This is a genomic window from Alishewanella sp. HH-ZS (assembly GCF_001704375.1).
Lineage (GTDB): Bacteria > Pseudomonadota > Gammaproteobacteria > Enterobacterales > Alteromonadaceae > Alishewanella > Alishewanella aestuarii.
Genome location: NZ_LZEJ01000015.1, coordinates 43241 through 66130, shown reverse-complemented (window position 1 = coordinate 66130; position 22890 = coordinate 43241). Strand labels below are relative to the sequence as shown.

Annotated in this window: 20 protein-coding genes; 10 read left to right on the top strand and 10 right to left on the bottom strand. The window is 53.3% G+C overall.

Translation table 11 applies throughout. The annotated features are described in order from the left end of the window. Nucleotide 1: 1 nt before the first annotated feature. The 4 genes from A9165_RS07925 to A9165_RS07910 form a co-directional block, all read right to left on the bottom strand. The gene (locus A9165_RS07925) at nt 2-1105 is read right to left on the bottom strand and encodes an SLC13 family permease (protein ID WP_065955504.1); all 1104 of its coding nucleotides are present in this window, start codon (nt 1103-1105) and stop codon (nt 2-4) included. A 44-nt stretch (nt 1106-1149) separates the two neighbouring features. Next, a complete protein-coding gene (locus tag A9165_RS07920) occupies nt 1150-1653 on the bottom strand; it encodes a GNAT family N-acetyltransferase (protein WP_065955503.1) in 504 nt (167 codons plus the stop codon). 13 nt (nt 1654-1666) lie between these two features. After that, nucleotides 1667-2416, bottom strand: a complete 750-nt coding sequence (locus tag A9165_RS07915) for a kinase (protein ID WP_083216249.1) — start codon at nt 2414-2416, stop codon at nt 1667-1669. A gap of 129 nt (nt 2417-2545) precedes the next feature. Then, on the bottom strand, nt 2546-3334 hold the full coding sequence (locus A9165_RS07910; RefSeq protein WP_065955502.1) for a peptidylprolyl isomerase: 789 nt from the start codon (nt 3332-3334) through the stop codon (nt 2546-2548). 186 nt (nt 3335-3520) lie between these two features. Between A9165_RS07910 and A9165_RS07905 the strand changes: the two genes are divergently transcribed. Next, nucleotides 3521-4828, top strand: a complete 1308-nt coding sequence (locus A9165_RS07905; protein WP_065955501.1) for a short-chain fatty acid transporter — start codon at nt 3521-3523, stop codon at nt 4826-4828. A gap of 59 nt (nt 4829-4887) precedes the next feature. Here the strand turns inward: A9165_RS07905 and A9165_RS16585 are convergent, their stop codons facing one another. Beyond that, nucleotides 4888-5061, bottom strand: coding sequence for a DUF3012 domain-containing protein (locus A9165_RS16585; protein ID WP_008606306.1), 174 nt, complete (start codon nt 5059-5061; stop codon nt 4888-4890). A gap of 244 nt (nt 5062-5305) precedes the next feature. Between A9165_RS16585 and A9165_RS07900 the strand changes: the two genes are divergently transcribed. After that, nucleotides 5306-6958, top strand: coding sequence for a hypothetical protein (locus A9165_RS07900; protein WP_065955500.1), 1653 nt, complete (start codon nt 5306-5308; stop codon nt 6956-6958). 37 nt (nt 6959-6995) lie between these two features. On the opposite strand, the gene A9165_RS07895 is transcribed toward A9165_RS07900, so the two are convergent. Genes A9165_RS07895 through A9165_RS07885 form a run of 3 tightly spaced genes read right to left on the bottom strand, consistent with a single transcriptional unit; the run spans nt 6996 to nt 10529 of the window. Beyond that, the gene (locus A9165_RS07895) at nt 6996-7442 is read right to left on the bottom strand and encodes a methylated-DNA--[protein]-cysteine S-methyltransferase (protein WP_065955499.1); all 447 of its coding nucleotides are present in this window, start codon (nt 7440-7442) and stop codon (nt 6996-6998) included. Nucleotides 7443-7452: 10 nt separating this feature from the next. After that, nucleotides 7453-8940, bottom strand: coding sequence for a DNA-3-methyladenine glycosylase 2 family protein (locus A9165_RS07890; protein ID WP_065955498.1), 1488 nt, complete (start codon nt 8938-8940; stop codon nt 7453-7455). Between the two features lie 29 nt (nt 8941-8969). Beyond that, a complete protein-coding gene (locus tag A9165_RS07885) occupies nt 8970-10529 on the bottom strand; it encodes an FGGY-family carbohydrate kinase (RefSeq protein ID WP_065955497.1) in 1560 nt (519 codons plus the stop codon). A gap of 196 nt (nt 10530-10725) precedes the next feature. On the opposite strand from A9165_RS07885, the gene A9165_RS07880 reads away from it, so the two are divergent. Further along, nucleotides 10726-11388, top strand: coding sequence for an SDR family oxidoreductase (locus A9165_RS07880; protein WP_065955496.1), 663 nt, complete (start codon nt 10726-10728; stop codon nt 11386-11388). A 138-nt stretch (nt 11389-11526) separates the two neighbouring features. Further along, entirely contained in the window at nt 11527-12972 is a 1446-nt protein-coding gene (locus tag A9165_RS07875; RefSeq protein WP_065955495.1) for a capsule assembly Wzi family protein, read from the top strand. Between the two features lie 81 nt (nt 12973-13053). Here the strand turns inward: A9165_RS07875 and A9165_RS07870 are convergent, their stop codons facing one another. Then, on the bottom strand, nt 13054-13536 hold the full coding sequence (locus A9165_RS07870; RefSeq protein WP_065955494.1) for a hypothetical protein: 483 nt from the start codon (nt 13534-13536) through the stop codon (nt 13054-13056). Between the two features lie 263 nt (nt 13537-13799). Here A9165_RS07870 and A9165_RS07865 point away from each other — a divergent pair, with 263 nt between their 5' ends. The 5 genes from A9165_RS07865 (at nt 13800) to A9165_RS07845 (ending at nt 18923) form a co-directional block, all read left to right on the top strand. Next, the gene (locus tag A9165_RS07865; protein WP_065955493.1) at nt 13800-15134 is read left to right on the top strand and encodes a sensor histidine kinase; all 1335 of its coding nucleotides are present in this window, start codon (nt 13800-13802) and stop codon (nt 15132-15134) included. Next, nucleotides 15127-16461, top strand: a complete 1335-nt coding sequence (locus A9165_RS07860) for a sigma-54 dependent transcriptional regulator (protein ID WP_065955492.1) — start codon at nt 15127-15129, stop codon at nt 16459-16461. Before A9165_RS07865 ends, A9165_RS07860 begins: the two co-directional genes overlap by 8 nt. A 220-nt stretch (nt 16462-16681) precedes the next feature. After that, nucleotides 16682-17266 carry a hypothetical protein gene (locus A9165_RS07855; protein ID WP_065955514.1) on the top strand — a complete coding sequence of 195 codons (585 nt, stop codon included), beginning with the start codon at nt 16682-16684 and terminating at the stop codon, nt 17264-17266. Beyond that, the gene (locus tag A9165_RS07850; RefSeq protein WP_065955491.1) at nt 17263-18330 is read left to right on the top strand and encodes a histidine kinase; all 1068 of its coding nucleotides are present in this window, start codon (nt 17263-17265) and stop codon (nt 18328-18330) included. Before A9165_RS07855 ends, A9165_RS07850 begins: the two co-directional genes overlap by 4 nt. Beyond that, nucleotides 18327-18923, top strand: a complete 597-nt coding sequence (locus tag A9165_RS07845) for a response regulator transcription factor (RefSeq protein WP_065955490.1) — start codon at nt 18327-18329, stop codon at nt 18921-18923. The genes A9165_RS07850 and A9165_RS07845 overlap by 4 nt, the downstream gene beginning before the upstream one ends. Here the strand turns inward: A9165_RS07845 and A9165_RS07840 are convergent. Then, the gene (locus A9165_RS07840) at nt 18918-20717 is read right to left on the bottom strand and encodes an alpha/beta hydrolase (RefSeq protein ID WP_065955489.1); all 1800 of its coding nucleotides are present in this window, start codon (nt 20715-20717) and stop codon (nt 18918-18920) included. The genes A9165_RS07845 and A9165_RS07840 overlap by 6 nt on opposite strands. A gap of 129 nt (nt 20718-20846) precedes the next feature. Here A9165_RS07840 and A9165_RS07835 point away from each other — a divergent pair, with 129 nt between their 5' ends. Next, entirely contained in the window at nt 20847-22868 is a 2022-nt protein-coding gene (locus A9165_RS07835) for a winged helix-turn-helix domain-containing protein (RefSeq protein ID WP_176714603.1), read from the top strand. Nucleotides 22869-22890 lie beyond the last annotated feature (22 nt).

Genomic DNA, 22890 nt, shown 5'->3' with positions numbered 1-22890 from the left:
CTTACAAAATTAACAGTCCGAAGCCGAAACTTACGACAAACACCGGTAGCGACCAATAGTGGAACTCACGCCATAAACCGGGTTGTTTACTCAGCCGCAATGCAATCAGGTTGGCCAGCGAACCTATAGCCAGCCCGAAGCCTCCGACACTGACGCCCCAGCTTAAGGCGCGCCAGTCGTCGGTAAAATGCTGCAAAAAAATCGCTGCCGGCACATTGGAAATCAACTGCGACATCAAAGCAGCTCCGGTATAACTGCCTCCAGGCAAGGCCAGCAACTGGGTCGCCAGCTGTTGCATCAGCGGCAGCTGCGCTAATAACCCGAGATCAATAAACATCAGGCTAAACACCACTAATAATAACCAGTCAATACCGCTGACTACGCTGCGCTTGAACAGTAAAAACGCTAATAGCACCAGCAAGGCGGCCTGAGGCGCCAACTGATGTTCCATCGCCAGAATAAATAACGGATAGCCAAGCAGTGACCAGCCAAATAAGCGCCGGTTGTCCAGGCTGGCCTGATGCGGCACTGTTACCGTTAAGTGGCGGGCGCTGAATGTCGGATAGCTGAGTAGCAGGATCAGCGCCAGCAAACTCAGGGCCAGCGGCGCCATCAGTAGTGTAAACTGCCAGAAGCTGTAGCCGGATGCCTGCCACAGCAGCAGATTCTGCGGATTGCCAATCGGGGTTAAGGCCGAGCCGGCATTCACCGCCAGCGCCAGAAAAATAATCAACCGCCCGGTCGCAATACCAGTTAACCGTCCCAGACTTAAGGTAATGGGGACCAGAATAAAGAGCGCGACATCATTAGTGACAATGGCCGCCAGCAGCGCAGCAAACAGCAGCAGTACGGCCGCCAGCAAACGCTCAACATGACACAGTGCCACCAGCCAGCCGGCAAAACGGGCCAGATAACCGCTTTCCTCGAGCGCTCTACTCAATAACATTAAACCGGCCAGCGCCGAAACCGTTTGCCAGTCGATTAACACCAGCACGCCGCCAGCAGTGGTTGGTTTTAACCACAACAACAACGGCAGCAGGCCAAGCAGTGCCAGCAATAAGTAATCTTCAGTCAGGCGGGACAAAACCCGGCGCATTAATGGCATTTTCGGGACTGTGCTTTAAGACAAAAGAGCACTAGTATAGGGCTTTAGCTGGTCGGTAACAGCAGTTGGTACAATAATACTTCCTCCTGCTGCCAGTTAATCACACCCTGATTGCGAAAACCTAACTTCGCCAGCAACCGCTTTGAGGCATCATTTTCCAGGCTGACCACCGCATACAGTTGCGCCAGGTCTAACGCTACCGCCCACTGAACGGCGGCCTTAGCTGCCTCTAGTGCATAGCCCTGGCCGGTATAGTCCGGCAACAAGGCATAGCCGAGATCAGGCGCATCCAGCGTCTCACGCTGAATTAAGCCACAAATCCCGATCAACTGGCCGCCTTGTTGCAACTCGATAGCGCGTAAACCAAAACCATACTGCTGGTAGCTGGCTAAGGGGCCGGCCGTCAAATAGGCGGCCGCCTCGGCTTCTGAGCGTACGCCGCGATCGCCGATGTTGCGGATAAAACTACTGTCGTTTAACAGCTGCAGCATAAAGGGGGCATCGGCCAGGGTCAGCGGCCGCATAATTAAACGGTGGGTATAAATCACGGTGCGTCCTCGGTTAGCCGCTGAACTGCGGCTGCTGCGCCTGATTAAGCACAATAGTATAGTTTGCCCGCGCCGGCAATTGCTGATAACTCAGCTGCGTCAGACGCTGGAATGGCAACATAAAGCGCGCTAACTGCTCAGCCGTCATCCCGGTACCACGTTGCTGCCAGAGCTGTTGCTCCTGTTTAGCACGCCAGCGGCAAACACTGTCCCAATCAGGCGCTTTAAGCCAAATCAGCGGCTGCAACAAATCAAAGTAGGGTTGATAGCTTGCCGCCAATTGCTGGTTGACATAACGGCGCCAGGCACCGCTGCTATCTTCGGTGGCCTCCAGTTGATTCACTGGCGATACCAACCCGGATTCTGCTTCTGCCGCCAAACCCAAACACCAGCCTTCGACAATTAGCAGATCCAGCTTTGCAGCAGGCCGGTCTGGTAAGACATCGTCCAGGGCTTTATCAAACCGCGGTAAGGCGACGGCTGCACCGGCCAGTACCTGTCTGGCATCACTGAGCGCCCGACCGATATCGTGTGTACCCGGCACACCACGCTGCGCCAGTAACGGATGCACAGTACCGGCTAGCTGCTGCCGCGCCTGGCGTGTCAGATAGTAGTCATCCAATGAGACCGCAGCACAGCCTATACCCTGCGCCAACAACTCAGTAACCAGCAAGCTGGCCAGCGTGCTTTTGCCAGTGCCCTGGGCACCTGTAATACCAATAACGGCTGGCGTGCTGTGTGCCCGCAGTTGCCGGCTGAGCATGCTTAATATTGCTTGATAGTTTGAAAGTGCAGCTCGATCTATCGGGGTGAGTTCGAGCTGCCTGAGAGTGGATCGCGCCAACATATCGCAGCACCTACGGCAGTCGGGGGACTGACTGCCGCAATAGTTTTACCGGCGGATTTGACGGCGGAACAGAGCCAGCGGTAACAGCAGCAACACTAACCAGTGCATACTGCCGGAGCTTTTTTTGCCTTCCTCTACTGTTGGCGGCAAAACCGTAGCTTCATTTGGAATTGGAGACAAACCAGCAGCGGTATCCGGCCGGGCGTCGACAACCACTACGGTTTCTATCATCACCAGATTATCGATAGTCACCGTTTTACCTGCCGCGGCATCCGCTGCCGTGTAATCACGCAGCGGGATACTGGTCGCGGCACCGCCCATATTAAAGCGTTTTAACTTGGCAATTTCATCCAAAATTTCCAATCCTTGCTCTGAGATCTGGCCAAAAACAGTGAAACCACCGTTTTGTGCATCTAACTGAGCGTTACCGGCATGGTTATCTTTTATATTAAAAAACCACTGACTGGTGGCACTGTCTGGCTGGCCGTCCAATTTTGCCATGGCGATAGTGCCACGACGGTTGGACCACTTTTTCTCGTTCTTTACCGCGGCAAAGGTAGGAATAGCCTTTAATGGCAATTCACCGGGATAGTACAGACCACCACCCTGCACCACAAAGTCAGGCACCATGCGGTGAATCACCGAATTGTGATAGCGTTCCTGTTCGACATATTTTAAAAAATTCGCTACCGTTTCCGGCGTAGTTTCATCGAACAGGTTGACCTCAAAGGTCCCTAACGAGGTTCTAAATTGTACTATGGTCGCTTGTGTGTAAAAGGGCAGCAGACTACCCACTAAAAGTGCCGCACCGGCAAACATCTTGGTAAATTGCATTGTTGTATCCGTTTCTGACCCAGAGCGCCAAGCATACTGCAAATCGCCCTATCGAAGCCAGCCAAAAAACCGCCAATATCATTGCCAGCTGGTCCTAACAGCAGGGTAGAGTCAGTTGCGAATTGGCATGGGCTAACTAAATGATTTAAGGTAAAGCACATCTATACAGCGATAAGCGAGCCTCCTATGCTAAATACTGCGGCTAAACCCTTTGTAAAACTGGTCGAACGCTATCTGCCCGACCCCTATATTTTTGTGTTGCTGTTAACCCTGGTGGTATTTGCTGCCGCCATGTTATTTGAACAACAAAGCCCGCTGGCGGTTGTCACGCAGTGGGGCGATGGATTTTGGGGCCTGCTCAGCTTCTCGATGCAGATGTTACTGGTGCTGGTAGCAGGTTATATGCTGGCCAGTACGCCACTGGTCACCGGCTTACTGAATCGTTTGGCCGCGCTGGCAAAAAGTCCGGGCCAGGCCATTATACTGGTGACACTGATTTCACTACTGGCCAGCTGGCTGAACTGGGGCTTTGGTTTGGTGGTGGGCGCCTTATTTGCCAAAGCTCTGGCACGACAGATTCAGGTCGATTACCGCTTGCTGGTAGCCAGTGCCTATTCTGGCTTTATTGTCTGGCATGGCGGCCTAGCAGGCTCAGTGCCGCTGACCATTGCCACACCGGGGCACTTTAGCGAAAACCTGATTGGTCTGATTCCAACGACTGACACCATCTTTGCCAGTTTTAATCTGCTGCTGCTCGCGATCCTGTTTATCGCGGTGCCGCTGGTTAACCGCTTAATGCTACCCAAAGCCGCTGACAGCATCTATGTCGACCCGGCTAAATTGCAGGATCAACCGGCACCGGCCGGCAGTAATGAGCGGCCGGCCGATAAACTGGAAAACAGTATGCTGCTGGCATTGTTAGTGGGATTTGCCGGTATCGCCTATCTGGTGCAGTATTTTGTCAAAGGTGGCAGTTTAAACCTGAATATCGTCAACTATTTGTTTATCTTTCTGGCGATAGTACTACACGGCACGCCGCGGCGGTTACTGCACAGCCTGCAACAGGCGATCCAGGGTGGTGCCGGTATTGTGATCCAATTCCCGTTTTATGCCGGCATTATGGCAGTAATGATTCAATCCGGGCTGGCGCAGAGTATGTCGGAGTGGTTTGTCAGTTTCGCCAGTGCCCAGAGTTTACCGTTCTGGAGTTTTATCAGTGCCGGTATCGTCAATATCTTTGTGCCGTCCGGTGGCGGCCAATGGGCGGTGCAGGCACCGGTAATGCTGCCTGCGGCATTAGAGCTGGGCGCCGATGTCAATCGGGTCGCGATGGCCGTGGCTTGGGGCGATGCCTGGACCAATATGATTCAGCCATTCTGGGCACTACCCGTACTGGCAATTGCCGGGTTAAAAGCGAAGGACATTATGGGCTTTTGTCTGCTGCAGCTACTAATCAGTGGTGTCATTATCAGTCTGGTGCTGACCTTCGCCTGATTAAAGCTTCGCGCCTGAACTACAGAGCCAACAGTCAACGGCTGCTGGCTCTGCGCGCTTTAATCTTCAGTTTTAAATAGACAGTGCTTGGCGAAATCTTTCGCTTCGTTGGCGGTCCAGTCGCCTTTCGGCTTGGCTTCCATGGCTTTACACCACTTTTTTGATCCAACTTCCGGGGCGCAACCCGCTAACAACAGACCAGTTAACGCCACTAATGCCAATACCTTTTTCATGTTTTCCTCCTAATATGGGCCACTGCCACTGTTCTATCATAACGAACTTTCATTCATAACCGAAGCCCGGCCGGAACTGCTGGCAAAACCCTGATTTTAAAGCGTGACAAGTAAGATAAAACGCGGCATTCAGCTTTTTTACCCCGAATAGAAAAGTGCTGAAACTAGCACAAAATGTCTATTTCCGTTTAAGTTAAAAATAAGTATGCTGAGCATCCATTTTTGTGAAAAACCAGAGGAAGACATGGCAAATTACAATGAAGTAAAAGCAGCCTGTGAACAATTACAACAAAGCGGTCAGCCGATCACTCTGGAACGCCTTATTAAACAGATCGGTGGCAGCCGCACCAGCATCATGGTGCACTTTGATCAGTGGTGTAGTAAAAATAATTATCAACCGCCTGCCGATCATGAGGACAAGGCCGCGAAAGGTGGCCTGGGCCTGAGCGCACTCTCTTCGCTGTCAGAAAAAGTACCGGGTTCTTTATCAAAATTATTACAACTTGGGAAACGCCAGCAGGTTGAGAAAGATCAGCCAGAACAGCATAGCGGCGCAGATAGCAACACAGAAGACCCACAATTGCAGCAGGCGCTGCATGAGCTGGCGACCGAGGAGCAAACTCCAACCGTTGCTGAGGTAACGGCTGCGGTAACCGAAACACCCGAAGAGACAGCTCATGAGCCAGAAACTGTTAGTCTGAACAATACAGCAACAGAGACTGCGGCGATGGTGGCGGCAGAATCTGCGCCAACTATTGCAGCAGCGCCAATGCCGGTAACAGAGCTTAATGCCGAGCAACTGGCCGAGCACGAACAACAGTATGCGGAATTGCAACAGCAGCTCAATCAGCTAAGACAGCAAATTCAGGAACAAAATGCTGACAACAGTGACCTGCATCAACAGTTTACTGATGCACAAAAGTTAGCAACCCAACGCCAGAAAGCACTGAATGAGTTACAGCAAAACCTGAATCAGCACCAGGCCGATATCAGTCAATTAAAACAACAGTTGCATCAGCTGGAACAACAGAAAACCACGGCTCATGAGGCCGCCAGAGCGGCAACTGAGCAACTGGAGATCCTGACCCAGAAGTTTGACAGCCTGCAGCTTGCCTATAATGAGCTGCACTCCTCATCCAGCTCAAAACAATCTGAGCATGTAACTCAACTGGAGCAACGGCTGGAGCAGATGCAACAGGAGTTGTCGCAGCAGAAACAACAGGTTGCCTTGCTGGAGCAGCAATTACAAAAGGCCGAGCAGGCCTATGACAATCAGCAGAAAAAGCTGCAACAGGAACAGGAAGACGCGGCAAAACAACTGGCAGCCTTTAACCAGGCGCAGGCACAACTGGCCGAGCAGGAGCAGCAACTGGTTAAACTGCAGCAGGCTCAGGAACATTATCTTGAACAGCTGAAAGAAGCGAAAGAAGTGATAGAGGAGCAGGCCGAGCAAATCGCCAACCAAACCCGGCAACTGGAGTCACTGACTGCGCAATTGCCAGAAATGCGCTCTGAACATGAATTCGCCGCGCAAGAGCAGGAATTACAGCGGCTGCGTGCCCAGTTACAGGTGTTTGAAAGCAAACTGGCACATTTACGTGATGCTAACGTGATGCTGAAAGAGCAAAGCGAAGTGACTGCCGCCAATATGACCAGACAGCGCGAGACCATCAAACTGCAACGCGAAGAAACCAACCAACTGCGCGAAGCCCAGCAGCAAGCCTTACTGGAAAAAACTCAGCTGCAGCAACATGTGTTGAAACTGGAAGAGCAGCTAACCTTTGTCAAAGATAACAGCAGTTCGACCATTGAGCGTTTAACCTTCTCCAACAAACAGGCGCAGTTAAAAATTGCCGCCCTGGAGCAGCAACTCAAAAATGCCGGGGTAGAAGCCTAGCCTTGATCCAACTGGCGGCAGCGGTAGCTGCCGCCCATCATTGCTCGTGCGCCAGTAACCAGGCTTTTTTATCCAGCCCGCCGGCATAGCCGGTCAAAGTACCGTTAGCACCAATCACCCGATGACAGGGTACAATAATCGCCAGCGGATTTTTACTGTTGGCCAGCCCGACGGCTCGCACGCCTTTAGGATTCGCAATGGCGATGGCGATATCACGGTAGCTGGCGGTGCGACCATAGGGCACCCCGGTCAGGGCGTGCCAGACCTGCTGCTGAAAGGCGGTACCGGTTGCGGCCAGCGGTAAATCAAATTCGGTCAGCTCTTTGCCAAAATAGGCAGCCAGTTGCGTTTTGGCCGCCAGCAGCAGCGGGTGCTCACTGCAAGGCTGTGTCGCCGCAGTACAAAAGCTGACAGCCGTCAGACCTTGCTCGTTAGCCGCAATTTCAATCAGTCCCAATGGACTGTGCAGATAGTTGTAATACATTCTCACTCTCCTATTCAGCCAGCGGCTGTTTTGCCAGCGACTGCCACAACTGCAGGGTTAAATAGCTACGCCAGGGCCGGCCACTCTCTGCAGTTAACGCCAGCTCAGTTTGCTGCAGAGCGTTCTTAATACCGGCGTCACCGGCCAGCCAGATATCCGGATCGCCCAAACCGCGCATCCGGGCGTACTGGCAGGTCCAGGGGCCAATACCTTTTAGCTGTTGCCAGCGGTCGATATTATCCGGCTCGGTATCATGCAGCATATGTTCACTAAAGCGACGCAAGGTATCCCGCCGCGCCTGCGGCATTTTCAAAAAACCTAATTCACTAGCCGCGATTGCTTGCGCAGTAGGAAAGAAACGCGGCGCCTCCACCATAGCAGCCGCCACGCCACAGGGTTCACCCAGCTGTTTTACCAGCGTATTTAATAGCTGCCGGGCGGCCTGCACGCTAACTTGCTGCCCTAGAATTGCCCGCACTCCAGCTTCAAAAGGGCTCCATAAGCCGGGTAAGCGCAGGCCCTGGCAATAGCCGGGTAGCCGGGCCAACTGCGGGGCCAGATGCTGCTCGACCTGATTAATGTCCACATCCAGATCGAACAAGCGACGGATCTGTTGCAATACGGCCGGCAATACCGGCCATTGATCCAGCTCCAGCTGCAGCCGAAAACGGTGTAAATCGGGCTGATGATACAGCGTAAAATGGCCCTGAGCCTGCCGCAAAGTAAAGGTTCTGCCGTAATAATCATTGCCGGCCCACTCCAACCCCGATAATAACCGTGCCTGCAGAAATTGCCGTAACTGCTGCCAGGCAAAAGGCGGACGATAGGCTAAAAACAAGCTAATTCCGGTTGCGGCGGGCAGCTCGCGCTTGCGAATTTCACCGGGGCTGAGTTTCAGGACCTGTTTACACTGCGCATTAAAACTGCGGATACTCTGAAAACCACTAGCCAGCGCCACTTCAGTCACTGGCAGGGCGGTACTTTGCAGCAGTTGTTTCGCCAGCAGCAGTTGCTGTAATAACGCATAACGCTTGGGTGACAGCCCCAACTGGCGGTTAAACAGTTGCCGTAAGTAACGCTCTGAGACACCCAGTCGTGCGGCCAGTGCCGGCATCGCGCTCTGCTGCAAGGCGCCTTCGTCAATCAAGCGCAGTGCCCGCGTCAGGGTGCTGTTTGTGCCACGCCAGGCCGCGGATCCGGGAGCGCTGTCTGGCCGGCAACGCAAGCAGGGACGAAAACCGCCAGCAAGCGCCGCCACGGCAGAGGGGTAATACCGGACATGCTGCTCTTTGGGTGCCGGCGCCGGACAAATATTGCGACAAAAGATCCCGGTACTGGTTACCGCGACAAAGAAGCGGCCATCAAAGCGCGCATCGCGTGCTAAGCGGGCCTGCTGGAAAATTTGCAACTCTGTCTCAGAAAAAACCATAACCGGCTCCGGTAACGAATTGGCCTCAGTATAACCAGAACCGGCCAAATAACTGGCAGTTTTCGGCACTGATTAGCTAGCGCGCAATAGCAAGCAACTTACTGCGGATAACCGGTGATCTCGCGGATTTTCTGATACAGCGGCTTTAACTGGCGGTACATTTTTAAATACACCTCGCGATACAGGCGTTGGTATTGTGCCGCCACGGCCGGCTCTGGTAAAAAACGCTGCGGGCTTTGACACATCGCCTGCTGCGCCTGCCTGAAATCGGCATAACGCTGTAATCCCACCATGGCAGTGATAGCAGCGCCCAGCGCTGAGGTTTCACTGGTATGCGGCCTTTCCACCGGTAAATTAAACACATTGGCAGTCAGCTGCAGAATTTGCTCGCTTTGCGCGCCGCCTCCCGATACCCGCAGCCGCTGCATCTTTACACCATTGCGACGCTCTAAACGCTCGCGGCCTTCGAGCAAGGCATAGGCCAAACCTTCAATCAGCGCCCGGTAGACATGAGCGCGCTGATGCACATCGCCAAAGCCAATTAAGGCGCCCTTGGCTTCCGGCCCGGGCTCGCGGATGCCGGGTGACCAGTAAGGCTGCAACATTAGCCCCATACTGCCGGGCGGCACAGCTTTGAGCAGTTCGTCAAACAGCTGCTCTGGCGCGATGCCCAGCACCGCCGCTTCCTGCTGCTCCTGCAAACCAAACTGGGTCTTAAACCAGCTTACCAGCCAGAAGCCACGGTAAATCATCACTTCAGTATTGTAGAAACCGGGTTGAGCCGCCGGGTAAGCCGGCAACCAGGGGCCGGGTTCTATATAGCGCCGATTGGCTGTGCTGATGGTGGCTGTAGTGCCATAGCTGATACAGCCGGTATCGGGCGTTAAGCCGCCAGAGCCCAAGACTTCGCAGGCCTTATCAGCAGCGGCTGCAAACAGCGGGATCCCGGCAGGCAGTCCCAACGTTTGCGCGGCGGTGCTGGTCAGCTTGCCCAATTCCTCGGCTGGGGGCTTTAATGGCGCCAACTGCGCTGGTTTTAACGATAACGCCTGCCACTTCCAGCTAAAACGGCTGGCCCAGCCCTGCTGTTGAAAGTCATAGGGCAGGTAGCCAACCTGGGCCGCACTGCAATCCACCAGCTCCCCGGTCAGTTGTAAGGTCAGGTAACCGGAGAGCAAGACATAATGGGCGGTCTGTTGCCACAGTTGTGGCTGCTGCTCAGCGAGCCAGTTTGACGACGCCCGGCGCTGAAAACGCTCGACGATTGCGGTAATACCCATTAGCCAGAACACACTGCGCCAGCTGCCAAGGCGCGGCAACAGCGTGGCCGTGCGCTGATCTAACCACAAAATAGCAGGGCGAAGCGGCTGCTGGTCTTTATCCAGACATATCACAGTACCGCGTTGGGTGGTCAGCGTAACGGCCGCAATGTCGCTGGCAGCGACCGGACTGCGCTGCCACAAATCGGCACAGGCTGCGCTTAGGGTTTGCCAATAAGCACTGACCGGCAACTCCGCCATACCGGGCTCAGGTGAGTGATAAGGCGGCATCGCCTGCTGACCTTTGGCGATAATATTACCGCTGTCGTCGACAATAATGGCACGGACGCTTTGGGTACCAAAATCCAGCGCCAGGACATAGGTTGGGTTGCTGGTCATAGTTCTCGTTATTATCTGCCCGCTAAAGTTTCACTCTAACCACAGATAATCTGAGGGTCAATTCAACTATCAGACTTGATATTGCGCGATGCTAACCCGATATCGGCAAAGTTGTACCTAATTTATCTAAATGCCTGGTCAGTTGCTGCAGCAGCGGCGCAGACCAAACACCAGAACTGGCAGCAGGAGCGCGAAAATGCAACATATAGTGATCACTGGGGGTAATAAAGGTATTGGGTTGGCGCTGGTTAAACAGCTGCTGGCGCGTGGCAATCTGGTCAGCGTGTTATGCCGCCACAGCTCAGACGAGCTGGAGCAAAGTGGTGCCACCGTCTATAGCGGCATTGAGCTCGGCGATAACCGGCAACTGCAGCAACTGGCCGGCAAGTTCGCCGCCAATAGTATCGACTTACTGATCAACAACGCCGGGATCTTTAGCAACGAAACGCTGGACGATTTTGATCTGAGCCGGATCCAACAGCAGTTTCAGGTTGATGCACTGGCGCCACTGGCACTCAGTCAGCTGTTACTGCCAGCCATCAAAAACGGCGGCAAAATTGCCATGATCACCAGCCGCATGGGTTCTATCAGCGATAATGGCTCGGGAGCTTACTATGGTTACCGCATGGCAAAGGCCGCACTGAATGCCGGCAGTGTGTCCCTGGCCCGTGATCTAGCGCCACGTAACATTTATGTCGGTATTTACCATCCTGGCTTTGTGCAAACCCAGATGGTTGGTTTTGCCGGTGATATCAGCCCGGATGAAGCCGCCAGCCGGATAATTCAGCGCATCAATGAGCTGGATGCCAGCCGTAGTGGCTGGTTTTTTCACAGCAACGGCAGCGAGTTGCCCTGGTAATAGCGGTTTACCCGGCGAACTGTGTATCGCAACAAGGTTAATCCGTTGTTCATCTTTGTATGTTAGAAATAATGTTTTCTATCTTTTTGTAAAGGAGCGGTGCCAGCACCGCTCCTGCCGTCCTATTATGGTTTTTTCATGAAATATCTGATTTGTCTGGCGCTATTGATTGCACCACCTGCCTTCGCTAAATGGTGGATTGAACCCAGTGAACTTGCCGTCAGGGCTGACTTGCAGTTTCTGGCCGATCACCGCTTATTGTCACAACCCCTGAACACCTATCCGTTAGTATGGTCAGCTATCGCAACAGAATTGCAGGCGCTGGATCCACAATCGCTGAGTACCCGGCAACAAGCCGCCAGACAACGTTTGCTGGCAGCCTGGCAACAAGATCAGCAGCTCGGCTTTAGTTATCAGGTAGATGCGGCAACCAGCGAAAACCGCTTTTACAGCTTTGGCGACCATTTCCGCGACAAAGCCGCTGTCCAAGTGCGTTATCAGTTCAGCAGCCAACATCTGAGCGGTAAACTTGCCGCCGCAACCACAACCCGGGGCGATGAAGGACAACGCTGGCGTGCAGATGATAGCTACCTCGCTGCCAGGCTGGGTAACTGGATTATCAGTGCCGGCAGTCTGGACCGCTACTGGGGGCCATCCTGGGATACCTCGTTACAACTTAGCCAGAATGCCAGGCCTGTACCCATGCTCAGCCTGACCCGTTACAACTCTGAGGCTCTGGATCTGCCGCTGCTACGCTGGCTGGGCCCCTGGACCTTTACTACCGGCTTTGGGCAGTTAGAGGGCGAACGGGCCATCCCAAATGCCAGGCTCTGGGCAGCACGGGCTTCCGCCAAGCCGTTAGCAGGTCTGGAAATTGGCACCTCCTGGTCTATGCTGTGGGGGGGCGAAGGTTATGGCAATGGCCTCTCAGATTGGTGGCAGGATTTATTTCAAGGCGGCAGTGAGCAAGGCACTGAAAATATGCTGGCCGGTTATGATATCCGCTGGTCGGATGTTATCGCAGGCGTGCCTTACGGCCTCTATGCTCAGGTCACCGCTGAAGACTTTCACCGCGAAAAACGGCGCCTGATTAACACCGCTTTTCTGCTCGGCGCGGATATCTACCTGGAGGCGCTGGATAGCCGCATCTACCTGGAATTTTCCGATACCAAGGTCGGCTGCTCAGCCGAGAGCCGCAAGCTGTATAACTGCCTGTATGAACATAGCTTTCACCTCGATGGCTACCGTTATTACCGACAAAGCCTTGGCAGCACCTATGATAATGATGCCCTGACCTGGGTCGCCGGCATTATTACGCCACTGGCAACTCAGATCAGCTGGCATAACAAAGTTCGCTGGCTACGCCTGAATCTTGATGGTCTTGATCTGAGTGAACCCGGAGGTAACAAGGTGTCACCCGGTAGATACGAACAGGTGCTACAGGCGCAAACGACTTATCAGTATCAGTTGCAGGATGGAAAGCTAAGCATCACAGCCGCGCTGACACATCGCCACTGGCCGGGCATTGCTAAAGGTGATCGTATCGAGCCGGCGTTAGCGCTAAGCTGGGAAGGCCGGTTCTGACTGGCATCACAGCGGCAACGCTACCGATGCCGGACAAGCCAGTACTGCCGGGTTGGGACGGCAGTGCTGGCCTGCATCTAATCAGTGTTTAGCGTCGAGGATTTTTTGCAGCTCCAGTAGTTGTTCTTTGTTCAGCTCCGCGCTTTCCAGCAGCCGTTTAATTGCTTCAAAGCGGTGGCCGGCAGCTTCAGCGCGAATTTTGATGATTTTTTGCTCCAGCGGTTGACCATCCGCATCCAGCACCATCACCCGCCGGACGCCGTTCTCCTCAATGATTTCGACATTTTTTGGTAACGGCGGCAGCGGTGGTAACGGAGCCTTGGCCAGCAGCGCTTCCAGCCGTGCCGCCTGCTCCGGTGCTAGCTCTTGCAGTAAGGCTTGCCACTCAGCGCTTTCCCGCCAGTTGCTGCCGCTAAAACGCAGCTCGCGTTTCTCGCCATCCTGCAACACCACAATACGGGTTTCCTGCTCTTTGCTCACTTCCGGTGCCGGCTCTGCCTGGGCTTTTGGCATAGCACAGCCGGTTAATAGGGCGATCAGGGTCGCTAATAAGGTTACACGCATAACTTAATCTCCTGTTGATTGGGCCAACTGCTAATGAAAGTTTAATGCCATAATTTTTATCATTGTAATTCATAGTGTTACAATATTGCCGTTATCTGATCTCCTGATATCGGCACATCAGTTTCCCCATTTCGGCAGATCTGCGAGCGTCACCTTAATCACACTTTCGCTAAGCAGCTGATTAAACATATAAAGTTCTTGCTGGGCAAAGTGGTATAAGCTTTGTAAGCTAAAACTATTCTCAAAGTACGCAGGACCTCGTTATGTCAATCCGCTGGGCGCTGAGCCTGGGTATTATTTGTTTGCTGGCGTTAATGGCGCTTGGCCAAATTTGGCTGTTACAACGGCTGGAACAGCAGCTGGCGCAACAGGTCACAGAACAAAGTACCGAAATTACCCGGGTAGTATTGTCGCAAACCGCAGCCAATCTGGAACAACTGGCATGGGCACCATTACCACCCGTACCACCGGCTCCTACGGCCCGACCGCGGGTCGAGATTATTGAAATTGAGCATCAGGGTAAACAGCTGGATGTCCGGCTGATCAATGATCAGATGCGCCAGGCCGAGCTGGCACGCGAGGCAGCGCAGCGTATTCGCACCCAGATTCAACCTGAACAATTAAAACAACAACTGGAACAGTTGCAACTGCGGCGCCAGCAGGCGAGAAGTACGCCGCTGTTAGCTGAATTTAGCCGCTACGCGGTGCTGCTGATCGTCAGTACCACCTTACTGGCGATACTGATAGCACTACTACTGGGGCATCGTCTGATTAAGCCGTTACAGCATCTGGTACAGGGGTTTCGGGCTTTACAGCAAGGTCAGCTTGGACAGCAGGTGCCGGTCAGCGGCTTAAGCGAGTACCGTTATGTTAGCGACCAGTTTAACCAGATGAGTGTCCGGCTGGCCGAACTGGCCGAGCAAAGCCAACGGCTGCAACAGCAACAACATCTGGCGGAGCTGGGCGAAATCAGCCGCGGCATGGTGCATGCGCTGCGCAACCCGCTGCATACTCTGAATCTGTTATTGGAGCAGGTTGCCAGCAGTGATGACCCTGCGTTACGTCAACGCTTAACTGAGCAGGCCGAGCGCAAGATGCAGCATATCAACCGCAGCCTGACCGCAATGCTGACGCTAAGCTGTGCCGATATTGAGCGCAGTAAGCTGGTGGCGCTAAAGCCGGTACTACAGGATTTACTACTGGAATTTAGCTCAGACCAAACCCGGATCCACTTAGCCGGTGATCTGGAGGCGCGGCTACCAGGCGCAGAAACTGAGCTTAGAACCATTTTACATTCCTTACTGGCCAACGCCGTTGAGGCCAGTCCGCCTGGCGGCGAGCTTACGATTAAGGTCAGGGCGCAGCCAACCGCACTGCAAATTCAGATCCGGGATCAGGGCCCAGGGCTGGATCCGGCTATTGCCAGCCGCTTATTTCAGCCACATTGTTCCGGCAAAGCCGAAGGGGCTGGCATGGGGCTGTATTTGTGTAGCCGTTTACTTAAACTCTATTATCAGGGCGAAGTGCAGTTACACAATCATCCGCAAGGCGGCTGCGTAGCAACACTCACTTTTAACAGGACACAACAGCATGACTGAGCGGCTACTGGTAGTAGAAGATGATGCGCAGCAGCGTCAATTGCTGTGTGAGTTACTACGTGCTGAGGACTATCAGGTACAGAGCGCTGACAGTGTCGAAACTGCGATTCTGGCCCTCAAGCAACAGCCGCTGGATTTGGTGCTATGTGACTGGAAACTGGGTCAGGGCAGTGGCCTGCAGGTACTGCAGTACCTGCGCCAGCATTATCCGCAGCTGGGCTTTGTGGTTGCGACGGCCTATGGCTCGGTCAGCCATGCGGTAGAAGCCATTCAAGCCGGCGCCGACGACTACCTGACCAAGCCGTTTAAACGGCAGGAGCTGTTGCTGGCAATCAGCAAGGGCCTCAGTGCCTGGCGGTTACGGCAGCAAAATCAACAACTCACCGAACAGTTAAGCGAGCAACAGCAACTGGTCGAGCTGATTGGCCATGCGCCCTGTATGCAGCAGTTGTTTCAGCGCATTAATCGTATCAGCGCCAGCCACGCCACTGTGCTGATCAGCGGCGAAAGTGGCACCGGCAAAGAGCTGGCTGCCCGAGCATTGCATCAGTTATCCGGGCGCAAGGGTCCCTTTATCGCCATTAACTGCGGTGCAATTCCGGAGCAACTGGCCGAGGCTGAGCTGTTCGGTACCGAAAAAGGCGCCTATACCGGCGCTCATCAGAGTAAAGCCGGGAAATTTGAAGCCGCTAATGGCGGTACCCTGTTTCTGGATGAAGTGGCCGAGCTACCGGCCGCGCTGCAGGCCAAACTGTTGCGACTGTTACAGGAAGGTAAGGTCACACGGCTGGGTAGTCATCAGGAAATTAGCCTGGATGTGCGACTGATTGCGGCCAGCCATCAGGATCTGGCACAGGCGGTGCAGGAAGGCCGCTTTCGGGAGGATTTGTTTTACCGCTTAAATGTAGTGCCACTGCACATGCCAGCATTGCGCGAACGACGGGAAGATATCCCGCGACTGATCCAGCACTTTTTACAAAAAAGCCAGCAACGCTATCAGCTGCCGGCAGCAGAGCTGAGTAAAGCCGCGCTGCGCCAACTAATGGACTACCCCTGGCCCGGTAATGTGCGTGAACTGGCAAACCGCATTGAGCGTTTTGTGTTACTGGCGGATGAGCGCGAACTATTAGCCGATCTTAACACCGCAGCTACCGTCAGCAGCGGCTTTGTATTACCGGCGGAGGGCCTGAACTGGCAACAACATGAGCGCGACTGCCTGCTGCAGGCGCTATCGCGTAGCAACGGCAACCGCGCCCAGGCAGCCAAACTACTGCAGCTACCCTATAAAGCATTTTTGTACCGGCTGGAGAAATACCAACTGAGTTAGTGCCTAAGGGAAGCGCTAAGCTTAAGTTCTGGTTAGTGCCTGCCACTGCTAGTCTCAACACAGCAGCTCATCCAGGCTATAGATCACCGCTCTCTGCTGGCGGTGATCTTGTCGAACGATACAGATGACATTTGTCATGACAAAGTCCTGACAGCTGACACTGCCCGGCAATCCATTCACAGCAGATACTTTACCTACCAGCAAGATGGAGGGTAATAAAATGCAGCAATACACCTTAGAACAGCAACGAACAGACTTTAGTAACAGACGTTTTCTGGCCATGCCGTTAAGCGGGCTTTTGGTCTGGTTAACTTTGGCACTGACTGGCTGGTTATTACCGCCTTATCAGGCGACGCTTGCCATCTTTCTCGGCACCGGTGGCATTGTTTATCTGGGTATGCTGCTTGCCCGTTTTACCGGCGAAAGTCTCAACTTTAATAAAAAGCAGAAAAACCCGTTTGACGCCTTATTTTTGCATGGTGTCGGTATGGCGTTTTTAGTCTACGCACTGGCAATTCCATTTTTCCTGGCCGATTACCGCTCGCTACCATTCACGGTGGGGGTCTTAACCGGATTAATGTGGCTACCTCTGGGCTGGATTATTCAGCACTGGATTGGCCTCTTCCATGCTGTCGCCCGCACTCTATTGTGCACACTCTGCTGGGTTTTCTTTCCGGAGCATAGTCTCGTAATGATACCGCTGGTGATTGTTGCGATATATTTAATCAGTATTCTTACTCTGGAAAGGCGCTGGCAGCGGTTAAACCGTCAGCAAAGCAACGGACAACTGGAAGTGGCAAGATGAACCTGCGGTTAGAACAAAAAATGAGCTGGGTTTACCTGTTAAATCTGACGCTTTTCCTGGCTCCTTTGCTCTTTGTCCCTTACCAGCTATGGCATTACGCAGCCATGGTTGTGACACTTATCGGCTTTTTGTACTGCTATTTTGTAGCGTACCGACAAAATAGCTCACAGATGTTGTGGCCCGTGCTGGGCATGGTGGTGATTGCAACCCTGATTGCTCCTATAAACCCAGGAGCCATCAGCATGTTTAGCTTTGCCGGATTTTTTATTGGCTTTGCCTGTACATTGCGGCTTTATCTGTTACTGATGGCTGCACTTTGCGCCATCCTGATCACGCTGGATGTGACGGGTCTCATTCTCTGGCCATACTTTTTACTGCTTGGTTTGCCTGTTGTAATAGGCGTTAGCTTGCTGGGCAGAGTTGAGCAACAGCGGCAATTACGCCTACGTCAGGAACAACAAAGTCATGACGAAATCAAGCAACTGGGAGCCATGGTCGAGCGCGAACGGATTGGCCGTGATCTGCACGATATCTTAGGGCACACCCTGTCGAGCATTATCTTAAAAGCTGATTTGGCGGAAAAACTGCTGGCACGCCAGCAAGCAGAAGCAGCACAGCAGCAACTGAGCGAACTTAGCGCTATCGCCCGCGATGCATTAAGTCAGGTGCGGCAAAGTGTCTCTGGTTTTAAACATAAGGGGTTAACTGCCGAAGTGGCGAAACTACTGTCGCGCTTACGTGATGCCGGCTTTCAGGTCGAACTGAGCGGTGAGATCCCACAACTGGATAGCCGCCGTGAAACCACAGTGATTCTGGCGCTGACCGAGCTCGTTACTAATATTATGCGTCACAGCCAGGGCGATAGCTGTCAATTAGGTTTTATGCAAAACAACCATCGCTTACAGCTGCAACTTACCGACAACGGCAAAGCCGCAGCATTCAAAGAAGGCAACGGTTTAACCGGCCTGCGGCAGCGCCTCGCTGCGATTGGCGCACAGTTAACGTTAGAACACGGCTCTGGCTTTAGGGCTATCATTGATTTACCGCTACAGGAGCCGCTATGAATATTTTACTGGCTGAAGATCAGGCAATGGTACGCACTGCCTTAGCTTCTTTACTGCGCTTAGAAGCCAATATGCAGGTGACGGAAGCGGTGGATGGTAACGCAGCCTTACAACAGTTAAAGCAACACAGCTTTGATATGCTGCTCACCGATATTGAAATGCCGGGCGCCAGCGGTATTGAACTGGCGCAGTACGTACAACAGCAAAAGATGGCTACCAAGGTAGTGATTATTACCACCTTCGGCCGCGCAGGTTATGTCAAAAGGGCGATGGATGCCGGCGTCGGCGGCTTTTTATTAAAAGATGCGCCGGTCGAACAGCTGGTGCAGGCGATGCAACAGGTGATGACAGGCAAAAAAGTGGTCGACAGTGAGCTGTTACTCAATTCACTGGGTGAGCAGGACCCGTTAACCGAAAAAGAGCGCCAGGCACTACGGTTAGCAGCTGAAGGTAAAAGCACCGGCGAAATTGCCAGTGCGCTCTATATTGCCGAAGGCACCGCCCGCAACTATTTGTCGGAAGCCATCAGCAAACTTAACGCGGCTAACCGCGTTGATGCCGCGCGCATTGCGCGGCAAAAAGGTTGGTTATAGTTTTGGTTCGATCATCCGCTGCAACGCCTGCAAAATCTGCTCTGGCTGTTGCAGCATCAGTAAATGCTCCTGTTGGGCTACCGCAATATAGTGGCCACCGGAAACCTCAGCTTGGCGCTGCCCCCATTGTGCTGCCTCAGCACGCATCTGCTGATAGCTGGCTGCCTGGTCCGGATTTTTTACTATCTCCGCCAATTCGAATTCGGTATCAATAATAGTTACCGGCACAGAGGTCAGTAGCTCCAGTTCGCTGTAAAGCTGTAAATCGTTGGCATAGTTCGCTATTTCGCGAGCCCGGCTTTGCTGGTGCCCTACCAGCAGCCGCTGTTGCTGCACTAAATCGAAGTACTGCCAATCCATCAAATGCTGATACGCTGCCGGTACTAATTGCGCGACCTGCTGCCGCTCTGTTGCTAGTTTGTCGGCGGTACGCTGCGTCCAGCGTCCTTCGGCCAGATGCGGCAGCAAGGCAGCTAAATTTGCCTGATACCAGTCAACCGGATAGCCGCTGTAGCTCGCAACCGATTGGCTCAACGGAATATCCGGATCTATCAGTAATAAACCTTGGGTAGTAAAGCCCGGATTATCCTGCTGTAACAATAGTCTGGCACTGATGCTGCTGCTGGCAAAGGCAACCAGCACTATGTCTTGCTCACCCAGGGCGCTGATAATCGCCGGTAAATCTTTCGCAAAGCGTTGATAGGACAGCTCAGGATCTGCGTCACTCCAGGCATTGCCCAAACGGTCAATGGCATGCACCCGATACTGCTGTGCCAGCATAGGCTGCAGCAGGCTATACCAGGCACTGTCGCTGTGGTAATTCTGATTCGGTCCGGCCAGCAAGATCACAGCGGGTCCCGTTGTGGTTTGCCCCAAGCTGCGCACATGATAACCCTGCCCAGCTACCTCAACCCGCTGCGAGCCCTGCGGCAAGGTCGGCTTATTCAGCTCGGCGAAAAAGCGCAACACTTCGCCTGAGGTATTAAAGCCACTAAACTGCCATTGGTGCCCACCTTTATTTATTGCATACAACTCCGCTTTTTCGACGCCATTGGTATAGGCAGTCAGCTCAACCTGGTTCGACAGGCTCCGTTTGATCGGCTCAGGTAAGCTGCGATTGCGTAGTGAAAATAAGCGTATTGCGGCTTCGGCACTGATCAATGCGAAATTCGGATGGAACATGCCATAGTAAGGCAATACACCATCATCTTTAGCAATCACCATCATCACGGAAACAGGCTGGGTAGGGTAGCAATCCTCAGCAAGTTGTTTCGACATCGGCGCAGCAACGACGGCGACCGCTTTAAACACCGTACTGCGGTTACAGGCCAGGTTTTGGGTAAATAAGCCGCCTTGCGAGAAGCCGGCAGCATAGACTTCGCCCGGTTGCAGCCGGTATTTTTTAGCAATATCGGCGATCACCTGGTCAACAAAGCCAAGGTCATCGGCACCCAGCCGGTGTGCAATATTACAACCGCAGCCCTCATTCCACTCGATTTGCTCTGATTGCGGATACGCCAGAATATAGTCACCGGATAATTTTTCGAAGCCAGCAATTTGCTGCATGCCCGCAGACGAGCCACTTGAACCATGAAAAGCCAATAACAACTTGTATGCTTTATCGGCCTCAAATCCGGCCGGCAAAGCCAGAATATAGCTGCGTGAACCCAAGATCACATTATTGGTGTTGCCGCCGCCGGGGGTAACGACAGTCCCCGTGGTCGATTTACTGCCACCACCACAAGCAGTTAACATTATCGCAAATAAAATGAAAATCGGCCGAAACTGTTGCATAGTAACCTCCTGAACATAAGTCAGTTACCAACTTAGTGAGCATCGGCCTTAGCCGACAGCGGTGTAGCTGATTTTTAGATGATAAAAAGCTTACGGGCGCCGCTTAATGCAGAATATCCGGGCAAAATAATGACCGACGTAAAATTTTTGAATATTGGACAAGTGATCTTTGACCGCTCACGTCGGGAACTCTGTACTGCGCAGCAGCGGATCTATCTGGAGCCGAAACTCTTTGCCTTGCTGGAATTACTGGTAAACGCCGAACAAGGCCAGGTCAGCCGTGACCAATTAATCACAGAGGTGTGGCAGGGACGCGTAGTCAGTGAGGGCGCGATAAACCGGGCTATTTCATTGCTAAGAAAGGCCTTTGCCAATCTCGATCCGTCCACACCTTATATTGAAACTCTACCGAAACTGGGCTATCGCCTGGCCGCACCAGTTAGCCCGGCGGATCACAGCCCTGAGTATCAGCACAAATCCAGAACAGGCGCCGTGATGATTGGCGTGAGCCTGGTATTGGTTTCATTACTTGGTTGGTTAGCCATCAGTTGGTTCCGGGCCGACTCGGCCCCACAGTGGCTAGGCAGTGGTGCGCCGTTAACCCGGCTCACGCATTTGGAGGGGTCAGAGTTTTCAATCAGCGCTAATGCCAAGCAGTTACTGTTTCATCATCTTGATCCGCATAATCACAGTCAAATCTGGCTGTTACAACAGGGGCAGGCAACGCAGTTAACCATGGATAGTCTGCAGCATCAGGGGGCCGCACTGGATCCCAGCGGACGCTGGATCGTCTTTGCGCGCCATCAGCAGCAGCGCTGTGAAGTTAGCTTAATGGATCTGCAACAGCGCACTGAGCGTGTATTGTTTGGCTGCCCGCCGGACAGCGTGTTTCAGGCCAGTTGGCTGGCCAGCAGTGAGGGCTTTTATTTCCGGCAACGCGAGGATAAAACCAAGCCCTATGCGCTGTTTCGCTATCTGTTAGCAACCGGTCAGCGGCAACAACTGACTGCACCGGCCAGTGATAATCTGGCTGGCGAAATCAGCCTGGCGGCGGCACCGGCAAGCGCAGTCGGCTCTGCGCCAGAAGCCCTGGCCAGCGCCCGCTATATCGGACATCAGGCTACCGAGTTGCTGGTAATGCAAGCACCCAACTGGCATAGCACGCATCGGCAAAAACTGCCTTTTGCGATCAGTCATCTACAATGGTTAACCCCGGAATTACTGTTGCTCAGCTCTGACACCACCCTTTATCAGTATCACCTGCCATCCGCACAATGGCAGCCGCTGTATCAGGCTAAGCAGCGTATTCAGTCCTTTGTCGCTGTGGCAAATCAGCTCTACGTGGCAGAGCAACAGGCCGAATCCGGGATCTGGCGCTATCAGCTGGCCAATGGCCAGCAAGACGCTATCATCGCAGCACAGTATCTGAATACCATGCCGCGGATTAGCCGTGACGGCCAGACGCTGTATTTTCTCAGTAACCGCTCCGGCCAGTATCAAATCTGGCAACAAACGGCAGCAGGCGAGCTGGCCGCCATCGCTGAGCTGCCGGCTGGACCGCACTTCACCCGACTCAGTCTGGCTCCAGATCAAACTAAGCTGGTATTTAGCCAGGATGGCGCCGCCTATGAAGTTGACCTTAGTAACAGACGGCCAAACCAACTGCTCGACAATACCAGTGGCGCTAATGTGGTTAACTATACAGATGATTCGGCAGGGCTGGTGTTTAGTAGCGATCGCAGTGGTGATTGGCAGCTCTGGCAGTATCAGCCTGCAGATCAGACCCTGACGCAATTAACCTCAGGCGGCGGCTATAGTGGCATGATCCGGGACGGCCAACTGTACTTTAGCCGCTATCACCAACAGGGCTTGTGGCGCAAAACCCTGCCTGACGGCGATGAAGAACTGCTACTGGCTGATTTTGATCTGATTAACTGGTTAAACTGGCAACTGCTGGACGATAGGTTGTATTTTTACCGTCCGCAATCCGGGATTTGGCAATATTCTTTAACTACTGGCGAGACCCAAATAGTGATGCCGCTGGTTGCCGATTTTGTTCATCAGTTCAGTGTCAATAAAGACAGTATTTATTATGTTAAACGCGGCCGGGTAGCAGGCGATATCTATCAGATCCCACTGCTCAGGCCCTAACCATTGGTATAACGTCGGATGA